Origin of the sequence: Janibacter limosus NBRC 16128, assembly GCF_001570985.1 — a bacterium.
GTDB lineage: Bacteria > Actinomycetota > Actinomycetes > Actinomycetales > Dermatophilaceae > Janibacter > Janibacter limosus.
This window is the reverse complement of record NZ_BCSS01000038.1, coordinates 1-19,041: the sequence shown is the minus strand read 5'-3', so window position 1 is coordinate 19,041 and position 19,041 is coordinate 1. Positions and strand designations below refer to the sequence as shown.

23 protein-coding genes are annotated in these 19,041 nt (G+C 70.7%); 12 read left to right on the top strand and 11 right to left on the bottom strand.

What is annotated here, in order from left to right; translation table 11 throughout:
• Positions 1-25: 25 nt before the first annotated feature.
• On the top strand, positions 26-580 hold the full coding sequence (locus tag JLI01S_RS13140; protein ID WP_068265358.1) for a GNAT family N-acetyltransferase: 555 nt from the start codon (positions 26-28) through the stop codon (positions 578-580).
• A 538-nt stretch (positions 581-1,118) separates the two neighbouring features.
• Positions 1,119-1,817 (top strand): transporter substrate-binding domain-containing protein, encoded by a 699-nt coding sequence (locus JLI01S_RS13135; RefSeq protein ID WP_068265357.1) that lies wholly within the window; start codon positions 1,119-1,121, stop codon positions 1,815-1,817.
• A 38-nt stretch (positions 1,818-1,855) separates the two neighbouring features.
• Here JLI01S_RS13135 and JLI01S_RS13130 read toward each other — a convergent pair whose 3' ends face one another.
• Genes JLI01S_RS13130 through JLI01S_RS13120 form a run of 3 tightly spaced genes read right to left on the bottom strand, consistent with a single transcriptional unit; the run spans position 1,856 to position 4,159 of the window.
• Positions 1,856-2,833, bottom strand: coding sequence for a threonine ammonia-lyase (locus JLI01S_RS13130; protein WP_068265355.1), 978 nt, complete (start codon positions 2,831-2,833; stop codon positions 1,856-1,858).
• A gap of 52 nt (positions 2,834-2,885) precedes the next feature.
• Positions 2,886-3,527, bottom strand: a complete 642-nt coding sequence (locus JLI01S_RS13125) for a DUF305 domain-containing protein (protein ID WP_068265353.1) — start codon at positions 3,525-3,527, stop codon at positions 2,886-2,888.
• Complete coding sequence (locus JLI01S_RS13120) at positions 3,524-4,159, bottom strand: thioredoxin-like domain-containing protein (protein WP_068265351.1); 636 nt, start codon at positions 4,157-4,159, stop codon at positions 3,524-3,526. Before JLI01S_RS13120 ends, JLI01S_RS13125 begins: the two co-directional genes overlap by 4 nt.
• Positions 4,160-4,252: 93 nt before the next feature.
• Here JLI01S_RS13120 and JLI01S_RS13115 point away from each other — a divergent pair, with 93 nt between their 5' ends.
• Genes JLI01S_RS13115 through JLI01S_RS13105 form a run of 3 tightly spaced genes read left to right on the top strand, consistent with a single transcriptional unit; the run spans position 4,253 to position 6,164 of the window.
• Entirely contained in the window at positions 4,253-5,188 is a 936-nt protein-coding gene (locus JLI01S_RS13115; protein ID WP_068265349.1) for an alpha/beta hydrolase, read from the top strand.
• Between the two features lie 5 nt (positions 5,189-5,193).
• Positions 5,194-5,523, top strand: coding sequence for a hypothetical protein (locus tag JLI01S_RS13110; RefSeq protein WP_068265344.1), 330 nt, complete (start codon positions 5,194-5,196; stop codon positions 5,521-5,523).
• A complete protein-coding gene (locus JLI01S_RS13105; RefSeq protein ID WP_068265342.1) occupies positions 5,523-6,164 on the top strand; it encodes a DUF998 domain-containing protein in 642 nt (213 codons plus the stop codon). The genes JLI01S_RS13110 and JLI01S_RS13105 overlap by 1 nt, the downstream gene beginning before the upstream one ends.
• Here JLI01S_RS13105 and JLI01S_RS13100 read toward each other — a convergent pair.
• Positions 6,161-7,093 (bottom strand): LysR family transcriptional regulator, encoded by a 933-nt coding sequence (locus JLI01S_RS13100; protein ID WP_068265378.1) that lies wholly within the window; start codon positions 7,091-7,093, stop codon positions 6,161-6,163. The two genes, JLI01S_RS13105 and JLI01S_RS13100, sit on opposite strands and share 4 nt — an antisense overlap.
• 131 nt (positions 7,094-7,224) lie before the next feature.
• On the opposite strand from JLI01S_RS13100, the gene JLI01S_RS13095 reads away from it, so the two are divergent.
• A complete protein-coding gene (locus JLI01S_RS13095) occupies positions 7,225-8,427 on the top strand; it encodes a Glu/Leu/Phe/Val dehydrogenase dimerization domain-containing protein (protein ID WP_068265340.1) in 1,203 nt (400 codons plus the stop codon).
• Positions 8,428-8,480: 53 nt separating this feature from the next.
• On the opposite strand, the gene JLI01S_RS13090 is transcribed toward JLI01S_RS13095, so the two are convergent.
• Genes JLI01S_RS13090 through JLI01S_RS13080 form a run of 3 tightly spaced genes read right to left on the bottom strand, consistent with a single transcriptional unit; the run spans position 8,481 to position 10,607 of the window.
• Positions 8,481-9,146: a GntR family transcriptional regulator gene (locus JLI01S_RS13090; protein WP_068265338.1), complete on the bottom strand. Its 666-nt coding sequence runs from the start codon at positions 9,144-9,146 to the stop codon at positions 8,481-8,483.
• Positions 9,133-9,864, bottom strand: coding sequence for a maleate cis-trans isomerase family protein (locus tag JLI01S_RS13085; RefSeq protein WP_068265377.1), 732 nt, complete (start codon positions 9,862-9,864; stop codon positions 9,133-9,135). Before JLI01S_RS13085 ends, JLI01S_RS13090 begins: the two co-directional genes overlap by 14 nt.
• Entirely contained in the window at positions 9,861-10,607 is a 747-nt protein-coding gene (locus JLI01S_RS13080; RefSeq protein WP_068265336.1) for a maleate cis-trans isomerase family protein, read from the bottom strand. The genes JLI01S_RS13085 and JLI01S_RS13080 overlap by 4 nt, the downstream gene beginning before the upstream one ends.
• Before the next feature lie 70 nt (positions 10,608-10,677).
• On the opposite strand from JLI01S_RS13080, the gene JLI01S_RS13075 reads away from it, so the two are divergent.
• Positions 10,678-11,667, top strand: coding sequence for a D-2-hydroxyacid dehydrogenase (locus JLI01S_RS13075; protein WP_068265334.1), 990 nt, complete (start codon positions 10,678-10,680; stop codon positions 11,665-11,667).
• Positions 11,664-13,034 (top strand): amidase, encoded by a 1,371-nt coding sequence (locus tag JLI01S_RS13070; protein WP_068265332.1) that lies wholly within the window; start codon positions 11,664-11,666, stop codon positions 13,032-13,034. Before JLI01S_RS13075 ends, JLI01S_RS13070 begins: the two co-directional genes overlap by 4 nt.
• A gap of 120 nt (positions 13,035-13,154) precedes the next feature.
• On the opposite strand, the gene JLI01S_RS13065 is transcribed toward JLI01S_RS13070, so the two are convergent.
• Positions 13,155-13,658, bottom strand: coding sequence for a DUF3830 family protein (locus tag JLI01S_RS13065; protein ID WP_068265330.1), 504 nt, complete (start codon positions 13,656-13,658; stop codon positions 13,155-13,157).
• 89 nt (positions 13,659-13,747) lie between these two features.
• Positions 13,748-14,989, bottom strand: a complete 1,242-nt coding sequence (locus JLI01S_RS13060; protein WP_068265324.1) for an aspartate aminotransferase family protein — start codon at positions 14,987-14,989, stop codon at positions 13,748-13,750.
• Between the two features lie 84 nt (positions 14,990-15,073).
• Between JLI01S_RS13060 and JLI01S_RS13055 the strand changes: the two genes are divergently transcribed.
• Positions 15,074-16,555: an NAD-dependent succinate-semialdehyde dehydrogenase gene (locus JLI01S_RS13055; protein WP_068265315.1), complete on the top strand. Its 1,482-nt coding sequence runs from the start codon at positions 15,074-15,076 to the stop codon at positions 16,553-16,555.
• Between the two features lie 16 nt (positions 16,556-16,571).
• Positions 16,572-16,907 (top strand): DUF952 domain-containing protein, encoded by a 336-nt coding sequence (locus JLI01S_RS13050; protein WP_068265313.1) that lies wholly within the window; start codon positions 16,572-16,574, stop codon positions 16,905-16,907.
• Positions 16,908-17,006: 99 nt separating this feature from the next.
• Here the strand turns inward: JLI01S_RS13050 and JLI01S_RS17015 are convergent, their stop codons facing one another.
• Positions 17,007-17,168, bottom strand: coding sequence for a hypothetical protein (locus tag JLI01S_RS17015; protein ID WP_157074958.1), 162 nt, complete (start codon positions 17,166-17,168; stop codon positions 17,007-17,009).
• An 11-nt stretch (positions 17,169-17,179) separates the two neighbouring features.
• Positions 17,180-17,686, bottom strand: coding sequence for a Cys-tRNA(Pro) deacylase (gene ybaK, locus JLI01S_RS13045; protein WP_068265310.1), 507 nt, complete (start codon positions 17,684-17,686; stop codon positions 17,180-17,182).
• A gap of 75 nt (positions 17,687-17,761) precedes the next feature.
• On the opposite strand from ybaK, the gene ppk2 reads away from it, so the two are divergent.
• Entirely contained in the window at positions 17,762-18,655 is an 894-nt protein-coding gene (gene ppk2 / locus JLI01S_RS13040; protein WP_068265308.1) for a polyphosphate kinase 2, read from the top strand.
• Between the two features lie 79 nt (positions 18,656-18,734).
• Positions 18,735-18,905 (top strand): hypothetical protein, encoded by a 171-nt coding sequence (locus tag JLI01S_RS16735; RefSeq protein ID WP_174521323.1) that lies wholly within the window; start codon positions 18,735-18,737, stop codon positions 18,903-18,905.
• Positions 18,906-19,041 lie beyond the last annotated feature (136 nt).

Sequence of the window (19,041 nt, the reverse complement as noted above, 5' to 3'; positions counted from 1 at the left end):
CGACAACGCGTGGTGGACTCTCCACATGAGCGACCTGCAGCACGTGCGCACCGAGCGGCTCCGGCTCGACATCCCGACGATCGACGACCTGTCGGACCTGCACGCCATCTACTCGGACCCGCGGACCTGGGCGCACTCCCCGGAGGACCTGCAGACGGATGAGCGCACGACCTTCGTCATGCTCGCCGGCTGGATGGACGCGTGGGAGAGCGATGGGCTCGGACCGTGGATCGTGCGCTCGCTCGACGACGGCGCCTTCCTCGGCAACGCGGGCTGCTGGCTGCGACCCGGCGGCTGGTGGAACCTCGGCTACGGCATCGCCCCGGATGCCCGCCGCGCTGGTCTGGCCACCGAGGCCTCGCGCACGGCGCTCGCAGCAGCCCGTGCGGTCCACCCGGAGTCGCCGGTCATCGCCTGGCTCCTCGAGCACAACATCGCGTCCGAGCGGGTCGCCACCAAGCTGGGCATGACCGAGCAGTACCGCGCCCCGGACGAGGGCAACCCCAACCCGGACGCCGTGCGCCTGATCTACGCCGACCGGGATCTGACAGCAGACGAGCTGGCCGCCCGCCTCGGGTAGCGACCGCAGTGTTGTCGGCGCCTCCTGACAGGCTCGCCGCATGATCGACCGCCGCCACCTGCGCACCGACCGCCCCCGTCTGGACATCCCGCGCGGGGACGACCTTGCGGAGATGCACGAGATCTACAGCGATCCGCGAGTCTGGACCCACTTCCCGACATTGCGGCACACCTATCCCGGGACGACCCGCACGATGCTCGCCGGCTGGCGCGCCGCGTTCAGCGCGTCGACATCACCCTCGAGTAACGCAAAAGCCGAGTCCCGCCGTACGGCGGGGGTCTCGGCTCCTACTTCCAACCGCCCCAGCAGGGCGGCGGCTCAGTTCGAGAATACTCACGTGGGACCCCGGACGTAATGCAGTACTCCAAGGCCAGGGATGGCCCTCCGGCGCGCCCCTTCGGGCTCGAGGACGTCTTCGCGGTCAGGCGCGACGCGGACCGGTGGCCGACTCTTGTCCACGATCCGTGGGGGGATCGCCAGAGGTGTCCGAGTGATCGCGGCCTGAGCGCCGATCCGGGCGGTGTGATCGGATGCCCGTATGACCTCCTCCGACTCCCTGCGCGAGCTCTGCCCGACCGGCTCCCTCCGCGCCGTCATCAACCTCGGCAACCCGGTGCTGGCACAGGGCACCCCTGAGGCGCCCACCGGAGTCACCGTCGACATCGCGCGTGAGCTTGCGGAGCGTCTTGGGGTCGCGCTCGAGCTGACGACGGTCACCGCTGCACGCCACGCGTACGCAGCGCTCGTCGAGGGCCGGGCTGACCTCGGCTTCCTCGCGATCGAGCCGGCCCGCGAGGAGGGCGTGCGCTTCACGGCGCCTTATGTCGAGATCGAAGGGGTGTTCGCGACGGGCGACGCCGACCTCACCGTCGCGGACGTCGACCGGGAGAGCATCGAGATCGCGGTCCGCAGCGGCTCGGCCTACGACCTCTATCTCACCCGCACGATCGAGCACGCGACGATCCTGCGCGGGGACGAGGCGGAGGACGTCTACGAGGGTGGGGCCGATGTCCTCGCCGGGGTCCGTCAGCCGGTGACCGCATACGCGCGACAGCACGGGTTGACCGTGCTCGAGCCGGCCTTCCAGGCGATCCGTCAGGCCGTGGCGATCCCTCGCGACCGGTCCGAGTCGCTCGCGAGCGAGCTCACCGCTGTCGTCGAGGAGCTCAAGGGCAGCGGCTTCGTCGCGGCGAGCCTGGAGCGGGCCGGTCAGGTCGCCACGGTGCCTCAGGACTGAGTTGGGTCGGCCCTTCGAGACGGCCGCGGGCGGCCTCCTCAGGGACCGGGGGTGGCGAGCACCTCGGCGAGGACGGACGCGTCGACATTGCCGCCACTGGCGACGACGACGACCGTCTGCCCGGCGAAGCGCTCCCGGTGCGCGAGCACCGCGGCCAGGGCGGCAGACCCGCCCGGCTCGACGACCAGCTTGAGCGTGCGGACCGCCTCGCGCATCGCGACCCGGGCCTGGTCGTCGGTGACCTCCAGCGCCTCGACCGGGTGCCTCGACAGCGCGGCGAGCGTGTGCTGGCCGACCGTCGGTGAGCCGATGGCGTCGAGGAAGACCGGCACGGCCGGCACCTTCTCCACCTGCCCGGAGGCGAGCGAGCGCGCCATCTTGGGGTACCCGGCGCGCTCCACGACGAAGGGGGCGACCTCCGGGAGCGAGTGACGCACCGCCTCGATGGTTCCCGAGGAGAGCCCACCACCGCTGCACGGGAGGACGATCGCGTCGGGGGAGTACCCCCCTTCGCCCAGCTGGTCGACGATCTCCAGGCCGACCGTCCCCTGGCCGGACATCACGCGGACATCGTCGTAGGGGTGCACGAGCGTCAGGCCACGCTCGGCGACGAGGGTGCGACCGACCTCTTCGCGGTCCTGGGTCGCCGGGTCGTAGAAGACGACCTCGGCGCCCCACCAACGGCACCCGTCGACCTTGATCCGCGGGGCGTCCTGCGGCATGACGATCGTCGCGGTCGAGCCGGTGATCCGCGCCGAGGCGGCCACGGCCTGACCGTGGTTGCCGGTCGAGAAGGCGAGCACCCCTGCCACCCGCTCCTGCTCGCTCAGCGAGAGCAGGGTGTTGAGGGCGCCACGGATCTTGAAGGACCCGGTCAGCTGCAGCGCCTCGGCCTTGACGAGGACCCTTGCGCCCGTGAGCTCGTCGAGCATGGGCGAGGAGAGGAGGGGGGTCCGCCGGATCCTGCCCTCGAGCCGCTGCGCCGCTGCCCTGATCGTGTCGATGCCGAAGTCCATGTGGGACATCCTGCCGGTCCGTGCCCTTCGAGACGGTCGCGGCGCGACCTCCTCAGGGAACGTCGTCGGGCAGAGGCTTGGCGCCGCGCTCCTCAAGCATCGAGGTCATCGTCTCGACCTCGGTGGTCTGGCTCTTGATGATCGACTGGGCGAGGGTCTCGACGGCGTCGTCCTTGGAGTAGTCACGAGCGGCCTCGGCCATCGGCACACCAGCGTTGTGGTGGCGGATCATCAGCTGGAGGAAGAAGATCTCGGCCTCCTTGCCGTGCATCCCCTCGAGCTGGGTGATCTCGTCCTGGGTCGCCATACCGGGCATGAGCCCGTCGTCGGTCAGCATCGAGCCGGAGTCGCCGTGATCGTGACCCAGGCCCCGCATCCAGTCCATCTGCTCGCCGGGGCCGGTCGGACGCAGGCCCCAGGTCTGCAACCAGCCGGCCATCTGGCCGGACTGGTGGGACTGGGTGCGCGCGATGTCGTAGGCGAGGGAGCGCACGAGCGTGTCGTCGGTGCGGTCGTGGATGATCCACGACATCTCGACGGCCTGGTCGTGGTGCGTCTGCATGTCGCGAGCGAAGCCTGCGGCGACGCTGTCGTCACCCGGGGGGTCGTCCCCGCCGACGCGGCTGAGCGCCAGCCCGGCGACGAGGCCGATCGCGAGCGCGACGACCGCGGCGAGGACGACCCGGGGGGTCACTTGACCAGGCTCGTCTCGGGGGTCACCCCACCGGTGCAGGCAGCGCCCGGCTCGGGGGTCTGCTTGCCCTGGCGGTACTCCTTGATGAAGCCCTTGATCCGCGGGTCGTCGGCGGACTCCACGGTCAGCTGGTGGCCCCAGGCGGTCAGCACGATCGGGCCGGGCATGTCGCCCTCGTAGGGGGAGAGCACCGTGTAGGTGTCGGGCAGCGCGTCGTCGAGCTTCTTGACGTCGTCCTTGGCCAGGCCGGGCTGGTAGGTGATCCACACGGCGCCGTGCTCGAGGGCGTGGACGGCGTGCTCGTTGGGCACCGGCTCGTCGTAGGTGCCGCAGTTGAGCCACACCGCGTTGTGCTCGCCACCGGCCGGCGGCGACTCCTTGTAGTCGACCTTGCCGTCGACGTGGTTGCCGCCCTCGTAGTCGAAGGTCTGGACGCCGGACAGGTCCCCGGAGGCCTTGCGGTCATCACGCTCGCTGAAGATGGCGTACCCCACGGCACCACCGATGAGGGCGATCACCACGGCTGCGGCGCCGGCCAGGAGGAGGGAGCGGCGGCGCTCGGCGGCCTGGGCCTTCTTGCGGGCCTCGGCGAGCTTGGCATCGCGGGCGGACATCTTCTTCTTGCTGCTCATGGGTCCCTCGGGGTAGGCGGGGGGCGGAATCGCGCGAATTATTGCACCGTCAACTGAAGGTCTCCTGAGGGTGCTCGCGACTATTCTGACGGCATGCGATCCGACACGACGACCATCACCTCCCCGCAGGACGGACTGCCGCTCTTCGTCCGCACCTGGGTGCCGGACGGTGACGCCAAGGCCGTGGTGCAGATGGCCCACGGCATGGCCGAGCACTCGGGCCGCTACGAGCGCTTCGCGCAGGCGCTCACCGATGCCGGCTACGCCGTGTGGATGCACGACCACCGGGGCCACGGCGAGACCTCGACCGAGCAGGAGGACCGCGGCTACTACGCCGACGACCACGGCTGGGACACGGTCGTCGAGGACATGCACACCGTGACCCGGGCGATCGCCGAGGCCCACCCGGGACTGCCGCTCTTCTTCTTCGGCCACTCCATGGGTTCCCTGCTCGGCCGCGACTACATCACCCGCTACGGGCAGGACCTCGTCGGTGCCGTCCTGAGCGGCACAGCAGCCAACCCCGGCCTGCTGGGCAAGGTCGGCCAGGGACTGGCGAGCGTCGAGTCGCGCATCCGCGGCCGCCGCACCACGTCCACGCTCATGGATGCCATGACCTTCGGCTCGTACAACAAGCCCTTCAAGGACGAGGGCGACTTCGCCTGGCTCTCGCGTGACCGGGCCGAGGTGCGCAAGTACATCGAGGACCCGCGCTGCGGTGAGGTCTTCACCTCCGGCTTCTTCGCCGATCTGCTCGGCGGGGTCAACCGGCTGCAGGGCCTGGCAGCCCGCGTCCCCCGCGACCTGCCGCTGCTCGTGATCTCGGGCGAGCAGGACCCGGTCGGCGGCAAGGACGGCGCCGGGGTGCGCGCCGCGGCCGACGCCTTCCGTGCCGGAGGCGTCGAGGACGTCACCCTCAAGCTCTTCCCGGGCGCTCGCCACGAGCTGCTCAACGAGACCAACCGCGACGAGGTCACCGACCTCGTCATCAGCTGGCTGGACGACCACCTGCCGACGAAGGGGGAGTGACTCCCGTGACCAACGACAAGCGAGACGCCCGCAAGGCCATCGAGGACCTCGAGCTGGACAAGCACCTCGCAGCAGCCGGCGCGGCCGCGGCGAAGCTTGCCCAGCAGGCGGTGGGAGCCGCCGGTGGCTTCGCCGCAGACCACCGCGACCAGGCGCACGACTTCCTGGGCAAGGCGCAGGGCGAGATCGACCGCGTCACCGGGGGCAAGGCCCAGGGCGTGGTGTCCACGGTGCGCTCCGGTCTCGCGGCAGGCGTCGACATCGTCGCGGAGCAGGCGCCCGATCGCGGTGCCGGCGAGGACCCGCCGGCGGACCCCCCTTCGTCCGGAGTGTGATGCGTCGCCGCCTCGGCGGACTCCTGCTCCTGCTCGCCCTCGCCTACCTGGTCGGTGAGGCGTGGGCCGTCGGGGGCTGGCAGGGGCGGCCCTACAGCTGGACCCAGGACGCGATCAGCTCACTCGGCGTCCCCGAGGTGATGGACGCCGGGGGGACCCCGCCCACGGAGTCCACCCGGCACGTCGCGATGAACGCGACCTTCATCGCGTCCGGGGTGCGGGTGCTGCTCGCGGCGCTGGTCCTCGCCCCCTTCGTCCCCAGGGCCCGGTGGGCCGTGCTGCTGCTCGCCGCAGTCCACGGGGCGGGGACGATCATCGTCGGGCTCTACCCGACCGGTGGGACCTCGGAGCGGGCCACCATGCACGGACTCGGAGCCGTCATGGCGATCGTCGGCGGGGCGGTGCTGCTGACGGCGATCACGGTGGCGGTGGCCGGACGGGGCTCGCCCCTGACGGCGTGGACCGGGGTGTGCGCGGCGGCCTCGGCGCTCGGCTGCGTGCTGGTGCTGACCGGAGTCGGTGGCTTCGGTCTCTGGGAGCGTCTCGCGGTCGATGCCGTCATCGTCTGGCAGGTCGTCGCCGGCGCCGGTCTCCTCCTGGCGCCTGCCCCGCAGGGGAGCCAAGAACCCGCATCTGCCTAGGTGGACGCAGGAGGGGTGCCGCCGGCACCCAGCCCCTGCTCCTCGGCGGCCGCGCGCACCGCCTCGACGAAGAGGTCGATCGACGGGCGTGGCGTCGACGTCGCGCGGTGGGCGACCGACAGGGTGCGCAGGATCGGCTCCTCGAGGGAGACGACGTCGACGCCGGGCGGCAGCAGAGTCAGGCCCAGGTCGGTGACGAGACTGACGCCGAGCCCGCCGGCGATCATCGCCAGCGCGGTGAACTGCTCCTCCACGGTGTGGGCGATCCGCGGCTCGAACCCTCGCGTGTGGCACTCGGCGCGCACCGCCCGACCGAAGTGGGACCGCGGCCCCGCCAGGATCCAGGGGAACTCGGCCAGCGCCGTCAGCGACACGGTGTCGTCCGGGATCGCGCCCTCGGGAACGGCCGCGTGCAACCGCTCGACGGCGACGACGGAGCGGTGCAGCGTGGGCTCCCAGTCGGTGGTGCGGCTCGAGTAGTCGATGACGAAGGACGCGTCGACCCGTCCGTCGCGCACGGCGCTCGCGGTCTCCTCCGGGAGCAGCTCGGTCGTGCTCACCGCGATGCCGGGATGGTCGACGGCGAGCACGGACAGGGTCCGGGGGATCAGGCCCGACGCGACCGAGGCCCACACGCCCACGCTCAGTCTCGCGGTGATGCCCGACTGGGCCTGCTCGATGGCGGTGGTGGCCCGCTCGACGGACGCGAGGATCTCCTCGGCGTGCTCGGACAGCAGCAGCCCCAGCTCGGTGAGCTGCACCCGCCGGCCGGTCTTCTCGATGAGCTGGACACCGACCTCGCGCTCGAGCTGGGCCAGCTGCTGGGAGACGCCGGACGGGCTGTAGTGCAGGGCCTGGGCAGCGGCGGTCACCGTGCCGCGCCGGTGCAGCTCGCGCAGCATCTGCAGTCGTCGCAGGGACAGCTCCATGGCGTCACCATAGGCCCGCGCCATCGTGCAGTGGAGGTGCACGATCGAGCCCATCTTCTGTAACTGGACGTGAGCGGTGTCACAGGCTGACGCTGAGGTCATCGGTCCCCACGGATAGAGGTGGTTCATCCATGACTCTCACGCACCCCACCAACCCGGCTCATGACTTCGTCGACCGCGCCCCGGCGCATGAGGAGCACTGGGTCGATCCGGTGACCGGGGCCCGGGGCTACCTGGTCGTGCACACCCTCGTCTGCGACATGGCGACCGGTGGCACCCGCATGCGCGCCGGGTGCACCCGCGACGAGGTGGCCGACCTGGCACGCGGCATGGCGACCAAGACCGCGGCCTTCGGGCTGCCCGTCGGTGGAGCCAAGGGCGGCATCGACTTCAACCCCAAGGACCCGCGGGCCTTCGGGGTGCTCACGCGCTTCTTCGAGGCGATGCGTCCGTGGCTCGACGGCCACTGGGTGACCGCCGAGGACCTCGGCGTGACCCAGCAGCTCATCGACGGGGCCTTCGAGGAGATCGGCCTGTCGCAGTCCTTCCACGCGGCCATCACCCACTCAACCGACCCGACCGCGACGCTCGAGCGGGTCCACGCCGGGCTCGCTGTCATGACCGACGGACTGCCGCTCGGGGACATCATCGGCGGCTACGGAGTGGCGCAGGCCTGCCTCGGTGTGGCCGAAGGCTTCGGCTGGTCGATCCCCGAGACCGAGGTGGCCATCCAGGGGATCGGGACGATGGGTGGCGGCGCGGCCTGGTACCTCCACGAGGCCGGTGCCAAGGTCACGGCGATCGCGGACGCCCGGGGGACGCTCTTCGACCCGGCCGGGCTCGACGTCCACGCGCTCCTGGAGCTGCGCGATGTCTACGGCGAGATCGATCGCTCGCAGGTCCCCGAGGGAGTGGAGCAGCTCGACCGCGACGCGATCCTCGGGATCCCCGCCGACATCTTCGTGCCGGCCGCGGTCTCGTACGCCATCCGTGAGGAAAATGTCGACAGGGTGGCCGCTCGCGTCGTCGTCGAGGCCGCCAACGCCGCCTCCACGTGGGCCGCGGAGGACACGCTCGTGGCACGGGGGATCCCCGTGGTCCCCGACTTCATCGCCAACACCGGTGCAGCAGCCTGGGCCTGGTGGCTGCTGCAGGGTCAGGTGGGGACGGATCCGCAGGACTCCTTCCGCCGGCTCTCGACCGAGATGCGCTCCAAGGTCGCGGTGCTCGCCGAGCACTGGACCACCGAGCGGATCCCGATGCGGCAGACCGCCTTCAGCCTCGCCTCGACCAACCTGCACCTGCTGGAGGGCGCGCGGATCGTCATCCCCTGAGCGCTCGCCTTCCCACGGGCATCCTCACGGCCGGTGCGAAGGGGGCGGGCAGCTCAGGTGCGCTTGGCCACGAGCCGCTCCACCGCGTCGTCGAGGTGCGCCTGCAGGGCCGACTTGGCCTTGGTGGGGGTCGCCTCGAGGATCGTGCGCCGCAGGGCCTCGTGCTCGTCGACCTGTGCCTCGAGGTCGGTGTAGGTCGTGCGCAGCTCGCCCAGGCACATCCGCGTCTCCACGAGCAGGGTGCGCATGGCCCGGATGAGCCGTGGGCTGCCGGAGGCCTCGACGAGGACCTCGTGGAAGTGCTGGTCCGCGTCCGAGACCGCGGGTCCGTCCCCCGTGGCCGCCGCGCGTCGCATCCGACGCACCACCTCGTCGAGCTCGGCCGCCGTCGCCTCGCGTTGCCCCTCGTCGAGGACCACCTCCAGGGCGCCGCGCTCGATGACCGAGCGGGTGCGGTAGACATCGCGCACGTCCTCCAGGGTCAGCTCGCTGACGAAGACCCCGCGGTTGGTGATCGCGTGCAGGATCCCCTCGGACACCAGGCGCTGCATGGCCTCGCGCAGGGGCCCCCGCGACACCTCGAAGTGTGCCGCCAGGTCGGCCTCGCCGAGCTGCTCGCCGGGCTCGAGGCGTCCGGTCATGACGGCGCTGCGCAGCTCGTCGGCGATGTGCTCGACCGTGGAGCGGCGAGGGTTGTGGGTCAGGTCACTCAGGGGCATGGTCCTGCCTTCGTGCGAAGAGGGTTCCCAGCACGGTCGACGTCGGCGCGGACCCGGCGAGCCGCAGGGCCTGCCAGATCGTCACCTGGTTGGCGGTGAGCACCGGCTTGCGCAGACGTGCCTCGAGGTCGGGGATGACGCCGAGGGTACGCATCGCGGTGTCGGGGACGAGGAGCGTCTGCGCCTCGGGATGGTCGTGGGCCGCCGCCAGGTCGATGACCTGCGCGGGGGAGAGGGATCCGACCTCGGAGGCGGTGTCGATCCCGGCGCTGGACATGGCGACCACCTCGACCCCGGCGGCGGCCAGGTAGTCGACGAAGAGGGTGGCGACCTCCTGCGGGTAGCTCGCGGCCACCGCCACCCGGGTCAGGTCGAGGTGGGCCAGGGCGTCGACAAAGGCCGCGCTCGTGCTCGACGCGGGGACGCCTGCAGCAGAGGCGAGCTGGTCGATCTGCTGCCGCGCGCCCTCGGGCCCGTACACGAAGCTGCCCGAGGTGCAGGCCCAGATCACCGACTGGGGGTCGTGCTCGGCGAGTGCCGCGGCACCGGCTGCCAGGCGGTCCGGACGGCCGAGGTCGAGCAGCTCCGGCACCGCGTGCAGGTCCGTGCCGTAGACATGCGTCACCGGCAGGTGCACGCCGAGCAGGTCTGCGGCCCAAGGGTACTCGTCCTCTGCGGCGTGATCCGGGTAGATGATGCCGGCGGTCACCGATGTCATCGTCCGAACGCCTCCCCCAACCAGCGGCCCGGTCCCATCATCGGCAGTCCCATGCGTGCCAGGCAGGCCCAGACGGTCAACTGGTTGGCCGTGAGCACCGGCTTGCCGAGATCGCGCTCGAGCGGGTCGATGATGTCGTAGGTCGGCAGGTTGGTGCAGGAGACGAAGACGGCCTCGCTCGCGGGATCGTCTGCGGCACAGACGAGCTCGGCCACGGTGCGGTAGTTGACCCGCCAGATGCCGCCGCCGAGACCCAGGTGCTGCGCGGTGACGACCTCGACGCCGAGCTCGCCGAGGAAGTCGACGAGGCGATCGGTCAGCGGCTGGTCGTAGGGGGTGATGACCGAGATGCGGCGCAGGCGCAGGGAGGTCACGGCCTCGGCCAGCGCACCCGAGGAGGTGACCGCATCCGGGGCGCCGGCATCCGTGATCGCCTCGCGCAGCGCGACCTCTCCCTCGCGCCCGTGGATGAAGCTGCCCGAGCTGCACAGGTAGGCCACGACCTCGGGGTCCACCCCGAGCAGCTCACGGGTGGCGGCCTGCAGCGCGCCAACGTCGGAGACCCGCTGCGCCATCTCGAGGCTGACCGGCACCGGCTCGAAGGGGGTGCGCGCCAGGTGGAAGCTGACCTCCAGCGGTGCCCATCGCCACAGCTCTCGCTCCAGCGCCAGGTCGAAGGGGGCGATGACGCCGATGCCGCGTTGGGCCAGCGGGCCGTCGAACTCGATGCCGGTGAGCTCCACGCGAGGACCACCCTTCGCATCGGATTGCCAGATTGTTGACAATCTAGGAACCCGCTTCTACGTTGTCAACATGCCCAGGCAGTCCGTGGTCGTGGTGCTCCACGACGGTGATGTCCCGAGCGAGCAGGCGATGGCGCCGGTCCTCGAGCGGGCGCACGAGGTGCGCTTCGCGACGGCAGCCGAGCTGCCCGAGGCGATCGTCGGCGCCGACGTGCTCTTCGCCTACGACTTCTTCTCCACCGCGATCCCCGATGCCTGGCACGCGGCGGACTCCCTCGAGTGGCTCCACGTGGCCTCCACGGGCGTCGACGCGATCCTCTCCCCGCAGCTGCGCGAGAGCGAGGTCGTCCTCACCAACTCGCGGGGCGTCTTCGACGGGTCGATCGCGGAGTACGTCCTGGGGCAGATCGTGAGCATCGCCAAGGGCCTGCCGCGCTCCTGGGAGCTGCAGCAGGCCCACCGGTGGGTGCACCGCGAGTCCGAGCGGGTCGCGGGCTCGCGGGTCCTCGTCGTCGGGACCGGCCAGATCGGCCGCGCGATCGCCCGGCTGCTGCGCGCCGTCGGCATGGAGGTCTCCGCCTCCGGGCGCCGCGCCCGCACCGACGACCCGGACTTCGGCACAGTGACCGCACAGGAGGACCTCCACCACGCGCTCGCCGGGGCCGACTGGGTCGTCTGCATCGCCCCGCTGACGGACGCGACGCGGGGGATGTTCGACGCCGCGGCCTTCCGCGCGATGCCCGACCATGCCCGCTTCATCAACGTCGGCCGGGGCGAGTCGGTCGTCACCGACGATCTCGTCACCGCGCTGCAGGAGGGCGCGATCGCCGGCGCCGCCCTCGACGTGCTCGACACGGAACCACTGCCGGAGGACCACCCCCTGTGGGACCTGCCCGATGTCGTCATCACCCCGCACAGCTCGGGGGACTTCGTCGGATGGCGCGATGAGCTCGTGCAGCTCTTCGCGGACAACTTCACCCGCTGGGTCGACGGGGAGCCGCTGCGGCACGTCGTCGACACCTCACTGGGATATGTACCGACCGACGGGAGCCCTGCATGAACCCCACCGAGATGACCGCTGTCGAGCTCGTCGCCGCCTACGGGGCCGGCGAGCTCTCCCCGGTCGAGGCGACCGACGCAGTCGTCGATCGCATCGAGGCGGCCGACGGGGAGCTCAACGCCTTCTGCCTCGTCGACCGTGAGTCGGCGCTCGTCCAGGCGCGCGCCTCCGAGGAGCGGTGGCGCGCCGGTCACCCGCAGGGTCTGCTCGACGGGGTGCCCATCTCGATCAAGGACATCTTCCTCACCAAGGGGTGGCCCACCCTTCGCGGCTCCAAGGCCATCGACCCGGACCAGGCGTGGGACGTCGACTCTCCCGTCGCCGCCCGGCTGCGTGCCGACGGCATGGTCTTCGTCGGCAAGACGACGACGCCCGAGCTCGCGTGGAAGGGCGTCACCGACTCACCCCTGACCGGCATCACCCGCAACCCCGCTGACCCCTCGACGACTGCAGGAGGGTCGTCGGGGGGCGCAGCGGCCGCGGTCGCTGCCGGCATGGCGCCGGTCGCCGTGGGCACCGACGGCGGTGGCAGCGTGCGCATCCCCGCGTCCTTCTGCGGGATCGTCGGCTTCAAGCCGACGCACGGTCGGATCTCGATGTTCCCCGCGAGCCCCTTCGGCCCGCTGGCCCACGCGGGGCCGATGACCCGCACCGTCGAGGACACGGCACTGCTCATGGACATCCTCTCGATGCCCGACCCGCGCGACCCGACCTCGCTCGCCCCACCGACGCGCGCCTTCCGCGGAGAGCTGGCCCGTGACCTCACCGGCCTGCACGTGGCCTACTCACGTGACCTCGGTTTCGTCGATCTCGACGACGAGGTGGGCCGGGTCGTCGACGCGGCCGTCGCGCGCATCGCCGCCGCGGGGATGACGGTGGATGCGGCCGACCCCGGCTTCCAGGACCCGCTCGCGGCCTTCGAGCTGCTGTGGGCGACCGGTGCCGCGACGCTGCTGCGCGGCATGCCCGGCGCTCGCGAGACCATCGATCCCGGCCTCGGGAGGGCCTGGGACGAAGGGGAGACCAGCTCCGGTGTCGACTACCTCCAGGCGCGCGCCGTCGCGGCACAGCTGGGCATCACGATGGGCGCCTTCCACGAGCAGCACAACCTGCTGCTCACCCCGACCATGCCGATCGTGGCCTTCGAGGCCGGGCACGACGTGCCACCGGGCAGTGGGATGCGCGGCTGGCCCGACTGGACGCCATACACCTACCCCTTCAACATGACCCAGCAGCCGGCGATCAGCATCCCGTGCGGGACCACCGCGGCCGGGCTGCCGGTCGGCCTGCAGATCATCGGACCGCGCCACTCCGACGACCTCGTCCTGGCAGCCGCGCGTTGGATCGAGGGCGTGCTCGCGGGCTGAGTTCCTGCATCCAGACCCATCCGGAGGGTGAGGCTTCGATCGAGGTGCCGATCTGGGCCCAACCGACGCAGCGGCCCCGGCCGGCTCCAGACTGCTGGCCTGGCCGACCAACCTCTCTGGTCAGTACATCTGGGACCGGGCGAAGACCAGCCGCTCCCCGGCGAAACCGTTGCGCCACAGGTCATTGCAGGCAGCCGCCATCTCGGGCAGCCCCTCCTCGATCGCGCCGAAGACCGAGCCGGGCACCCACCCCAGGTCGCCGTTGATGAGCAGGTTGTTGCGGCCGTAGAAGATCGCCAGGTCGGTGGCACCCTGCTCGGCGTGCGCCGTCGACCCCGGGTCGTAGCCGTAGGCGGGGTTGCCGATCTCCCAGGGCTCGAAGTCGAAGAGGCACACGTCGCCGGGGATGGGCGTGATCGTCGGATTTTCGCGGTGCGGTGCGGCGGTGATCCGTGGGAGCAGGGTGTAGACCTCGTTGCGCGCGTACTTCGCGTGGAAGGCGTCACCGCCCGCAGGCAGCGCGTCCCAGACGGCGTCGCAGGTCAGCGGCGCCTCGTCGTCGAGCAGCCTCGCCCGGCAGCTCACCCCGCGCGACTCGAGCGTGATCGACATGTACCGACTCATGCGCACCTCCAACAGACATTCATCGCTCCGATTGGAGGTAAACGCGCCGGCGATTGATCAGCGGGTTCACCTCCAATCGGCGACTGGACTCAGACCTCCGCAAGGACCTTGCCCCAGATCTCCAGGGCTTCGTCCACCTGCTCGGCGGTGACGACGAGCGGCGGGATCATCCGCACGGTGTTCATGTGGGCGCCGCAGGTGAGCAGCAGCAGACCCTTGGTCGCAGCGAGCTGCTGGGCCTTCGCGGCCCGCGCGGTGTCCGGGGTCCCGTCGGCGGCGGTGAACTCGCTGCCCACGAGCAGGCCGAGACCACGCACATCACCGATGCCGTCGATGGCGGCGGCACGCGCGCCCTCGAGCAGCTGGGTGCCGCGCTCCGCGGAGTTGGCGACCAGGCCCTCCTCCTCGATGACGTCGAGGGTGGCGACGGCAGCGGCGCAGGCCACCGCGTTGGCGCCGTAGGTGCCGCCCTGCGAGCCCGGCCAGGCCTTGCTCATCAGCTCCTGCGAGGCCGCGATGCCGGAGATGGGGAAGCCGGAGGCGATCCCCTTGGCCAGGGTGATGATGTCGGGCTGCACGTCGAAGTGCTGGTGACCAAACATCTTGCCCGTGCGGCCGAAGCCGGTCTGGACCTCGTCCATCACCAGGAGGATGCCGTGCTTGTCGGCCCGCTCGCGCAGACCCTGGAAGAAGGCGGTGTTGCCCGGGACATAGCCCCCTTCGCCCAGCACGGGCTCGACGATGAAGGCGGCGGTCTCCTGCGGCGAGGTGAGCGTCGCGAGGATGAAGTCGAGCTCCTTGAGCGCGAAGGCGGTGGCCTCCTCCTCGCTCCAGCCGTAACGGTAGGCATTGGGGAAGGGAGCGACGTGCACCCCTCCCATCAGCGGGCTGAACCCAGCCGAGAAGCGGGTGCCGGAGGTCGTCATCGTCGCCGTCGCGACCGTCCGACCGTGGAAGCCGCCGTGGAAGACGATGACATTGGGCCGACCGGTCGCCTGGCGGGAGAGGCGCAGGGAGGCTTCGAGCGCCTCGCTGCCGGAGTTGGCGAAGAAGAGCGAGTCGAGGTGCTCGGGCAGGACGCCGTTGAGTCGCTCGACCAGCGCGAGGAGGGGCTTGTGCATGACGGTCGTGTACTGACCGTGGATGAGCTTGCCGATCTGCTCCTGCGCGGCGGCGACCACCTTGGGGTGGCAGTGGCCGGTGCTCACGACGCCGATGCCGGCGGTGAAGTCGAGGTGGCGGTTGCCATCGACGTCGAAGATCTCACTGCCGAGGGCATGGTCGATCGTGACGGGGGTGGCCTGCTTGAGCAGGGGGGACAACGCTGTCATCAGAACCTCCGAGTTGTTCGTCTGATTGTTGACAATACGTCTACGGTGAGGGGGACGGCAAGGACGCTGACGAAGGAGTCACCCATGACCACGACGGATACGGCAGAGGTCACCCGCGAGCAGGAGCGCGAGGCCATCGCCTCGGTGCCGACGGGTCTCTTCATCGGGGGGGAGTGGCGCACCACTGCGGCGACGATGCCGGTCGTCGACCCCTCGACCGGGCAGCCTCTGTGCGAGATCGCCGACGCCGACCCCGACGAGGCGGCCGCCGCGCTGGACGCCGCCGCTGCGGCCCAGGCGGACTGGGCCAGGACGCCGCCGCGGGAGCGCAGCGAGATCCTCACCCGGGCCCGCGACCTCATGCTCGCCGACGTCGACCGGCTCGCGCTGATCATGACCCTCGAGATGGGCAAGCCGCTGGCGGAGGCGAAGGGGGAGATCGCCTACGCCGCCGAGTTCTTCCGCTGGTTCGCCGAGGAGGCCGTGCGCATCGACGGTGGCTTCATGACCGCCCCGGCCGGGGGCTCGCGCTTCCTCGTCGCCAAGCAGCCGGTCGGCCCATGCGTCTTCATCACCCCGTGGAACTTCCCGATGGCCATGGGCACGCGCAAGATCGGCCCGGCCATCGCCGCCGGCTGCACCTCGGTCATCAAGCCCGCCGCCGAGACCCCGCTCTCGACCCTCGCGCTCGCGGACATCCTCGTGCAGGCGGGTCTGCCGGCCGGCGTGGTCAATGTCGTGACGACGAGCAGGAGTGACGACGTCATGGCGCCGATGATCCTCGACCCGCGCTCGCGCAAGCTCTCCTTCACCGGCTCGACCCCGGTCGGCAAGCACCTCCTCGAGCTGGCGGCCAAGACGGTCATGCGCACCTCGATGGAGCTCGGGGGCAATGCCCCCTTCCTCGTCTTCGACGACGCGGACATGGACGTGGCGATCGAGGGCGCGATGGCCGCCAAGATGCGCAACATCGGCCAGGCCTGCACCGCGGCCAACCGGATCCTCGTGCAGCGGGGTGTGGCCGACGAGTTCTCCCGTCGGCTCGCCGAGCGGATGGGCGCGTTGCCCATGGGTCGTGGCGTCGAGGACGGTGTCGTCGTCGGGCCCTTGGTCAACCAGAAGGCGGTCGACAAGGTCGACGAGCTCGTCCGCGACGCGGTGGGCAGGGGAGCCACGGCAACCCTCGGCGGGGAGCCGGTCGATCGCGAGGGCTTCTTCTATCCCGCGACGGTCCTGACGGGCGTGCCGGCGGATGCGCAGATGGGTGAGGCCGAGATCTTCGGTCCGGTCGCGGCGATCACCGAGTTCGACACCGAGGAGGAGGCGATCGCGCTGGCCAACGACACTCCCTTCGGCCTGATCTCGTACGTCTTCACCCAGGGTCTCGACCGCGGACTGCGGGTCAGCGAGGCGCTCGAGGCCGGGATGGTCGGCCTCAACCAGGGCGTCGTGTCCAACCCCGCCGCTCCCTTCGGCGGGATCAAGGAGTCCGGCCTCGGCCGCGAAGGGGGCATGACCGGCATCGAGGAGTTCCTCGAGACGAAGTACATCGGCGTCAAGATGTGAGGGGCACCATGGACCCATGACCCTCCAGCATATCGCCCTCGAGTCCGACTGGCAGGCCGCTCAGGCCGCCGGCACCTACCCGATCTCCACTCGCGGTCGGCTGATTGCGGAGGAGGGCTTCATGCACTGCAGCGGGTCCGAGCAGCAGCGGGACGCAGTCGCGGGTCGCTTCTACGCGGATGTGACCGAGCCCCTGCTCGTCCTGACCCTCGACGAGCAGGCGCTCGCCACCCACGGCCTCGACGTGCGGTACGAGCCGGCGGTCGTCGGTGGCGACGAGCTCTTCCCCCATGTCTACGGCGGCGACCTGCCCGTCGGCTGCGTGAGTCAGGTCGACCCGCTCGAGCGCTGACCCGGCGTCGTTGTCGAGGGTTGGCGTCGTTGTGCACAGTTGGCTGACGCTATTTCGTCGGCCAACCGTGCACAACGACGCCGGGCTGGAGCGCGGGCATCACTGGTCGACGGCGGCGTCACCCGATCGCTCGGGGAAGCGGCTGAGGAGCGCGGCCAGCTGGGCCTGCTCCTGGGCGGTGAGTGCCGCGTCGAGCAGGCCCTTGTCCTCCAGGCGCTGGAGCCGGTTGGTCGTGGCTCCGGCCTGAGGGCAGTACGACACGCGGACGGACGTCAGTCCCTGGCGATGGACGCCACTGTCGCACCGGTGGCCGCCACGAGGTCCGAAGGGAGCAGCTCCAGATCGAGTCCGCGTCGCCCGCCGCTGACGAAGACCGTCGCGTGCTCCAGCGCCGAGGAGTCGAGGACCGTTGTCAGCGAACGCTTCTGACCGATGGGGCTGATGCCGCCGACGACATATCCGGTCGTCTTCTCCGCGAGTGCCGGGTCGGCCATGCTCGCCTTCTTGGCCCCGACTGCCGCCGCGAGGGCTTTGAGGTCGAGCTGCCCGGTGACGGGCACGATGCCGACGAGGAGGCCGTGGTCGCGGGGCAGGTCGGTCTGGGCGAGCAGCGTCTTGAAGACCCGCTCCGGAGGTGCGCCGATCGCCTCGGCCGCCTCGAGCCCGTACGACGGTGCCGCCGGGTCGTGCTCGTAGGCGTGCTCGGTGAACTCCACCCCGGCCGCCACCAGCGCCCGCGTCGCAGGGGTGGCGCCGCCCCCCTCCGTCCTCTTGCTCATGGGTCCAGTGTCCTCTTGGCACGGCCCGGTGTCGCTGTCCACCTGCTCGTCATCTCGGGGTGGTAAGCACACCTCATGCAGAAGCAGAACCTCCGCGAGTACATCGACCAGCTGATGGTCGAGGGCTACACCGTCCGCGACGACCAGGGCGATGACCCCATGCTCATCGCGCCCGATGGCAAGGCGGTCGAGACCTGGCGGGAGAACTACCCCTACGACGAGCTGATGACCCGCAACGACTACGACGTCGAGAAGTACCTGCTCCAGATCGAGCTGCTGAAGTTCCAGTACTGGGCGCAGGACACCGGGCGGAAGTTCGTCGTCCTCTTCGAGGGACGTGACGCCGCGGGCAAGGGCGGGACCATCAAGCGCTTCACGGAGCACCTCAACCCGCGCGGTGCGCGCGTGGTCGCCCTGACGAAGCCGAGCGAGCGCGAGGAAGGGCAGTGGTATTTCCAGCGCTACCTCCGGTACCTGCCCACGAGCGGCGAGATCGTCCTCTTCGACCGGTCCTGGTACAACCGCGCCGGGGTCGAGCGGGTCATGGGCTTCTGCTCCGATGAGCAGTACGAGGGCTTCATCGACCAGGCGCCCAAGGTGGAGCGGATGCTCTCCGACGCCGGTGTCCACGTGACGAAGCTGTGGTTCTCGGTGACCCAGCAGGAGCAGCGCACCCGCTTCGCGATCCGCCAGATCGACCCCGTGCGTCGGTGGAAGCTCTCCCCGATGGACCTCGAGAGCCTCGACAAGTGGGAGGAGTACACGGCGGCCAAGGAGGCGATGTTCGAGCGGACCGACACCCGGCACGCGCCATGGATAGTCATCAAGTCCAATGACAAGAAGCGGGGGCGGGTCAACGCGATCCGCTACTTCCTCAACCAGTTCGACTACGAGGGCAAGGACACGGCCGTCGTCTACGCCCCGGACAAGAAGGTCGTCGCTCGCGGGAAGAAGCTCATCGGGGACTGAGCCGACCCGGCTCCGGCGTCTTCACCACCGGGCGAAGGGGGTCGCCTCCCCCTCTCATGACCCCGCTCCCTTCCTCGATGTGGCGAAGGAGGCGCGCGTCGCCCCCTTCGCGGAGCTGGCGGCGCTCGTCGGCATCGTCACCCTCGAGCTGGGTGGGCACCTGGTCGGCTCGGCGGACCCGGCGGACCGACTCCTCGCCGTGCTCCTGGAGCGGCAGGTCGACACCCTCGGCCTCGCGGGTGTTAGGTGACCCCATGACCAAGGACGCGCCCGCCACTCCCCGCGGGCGCCAGCTCGCCGACATCGGGCCACTCGCCCAGCTACGCGCCGGGCGCCTGGCCGTCCGCCTGCCTCTCCTGCTCGTCGGGCTCTTCCTCTACGGCGGG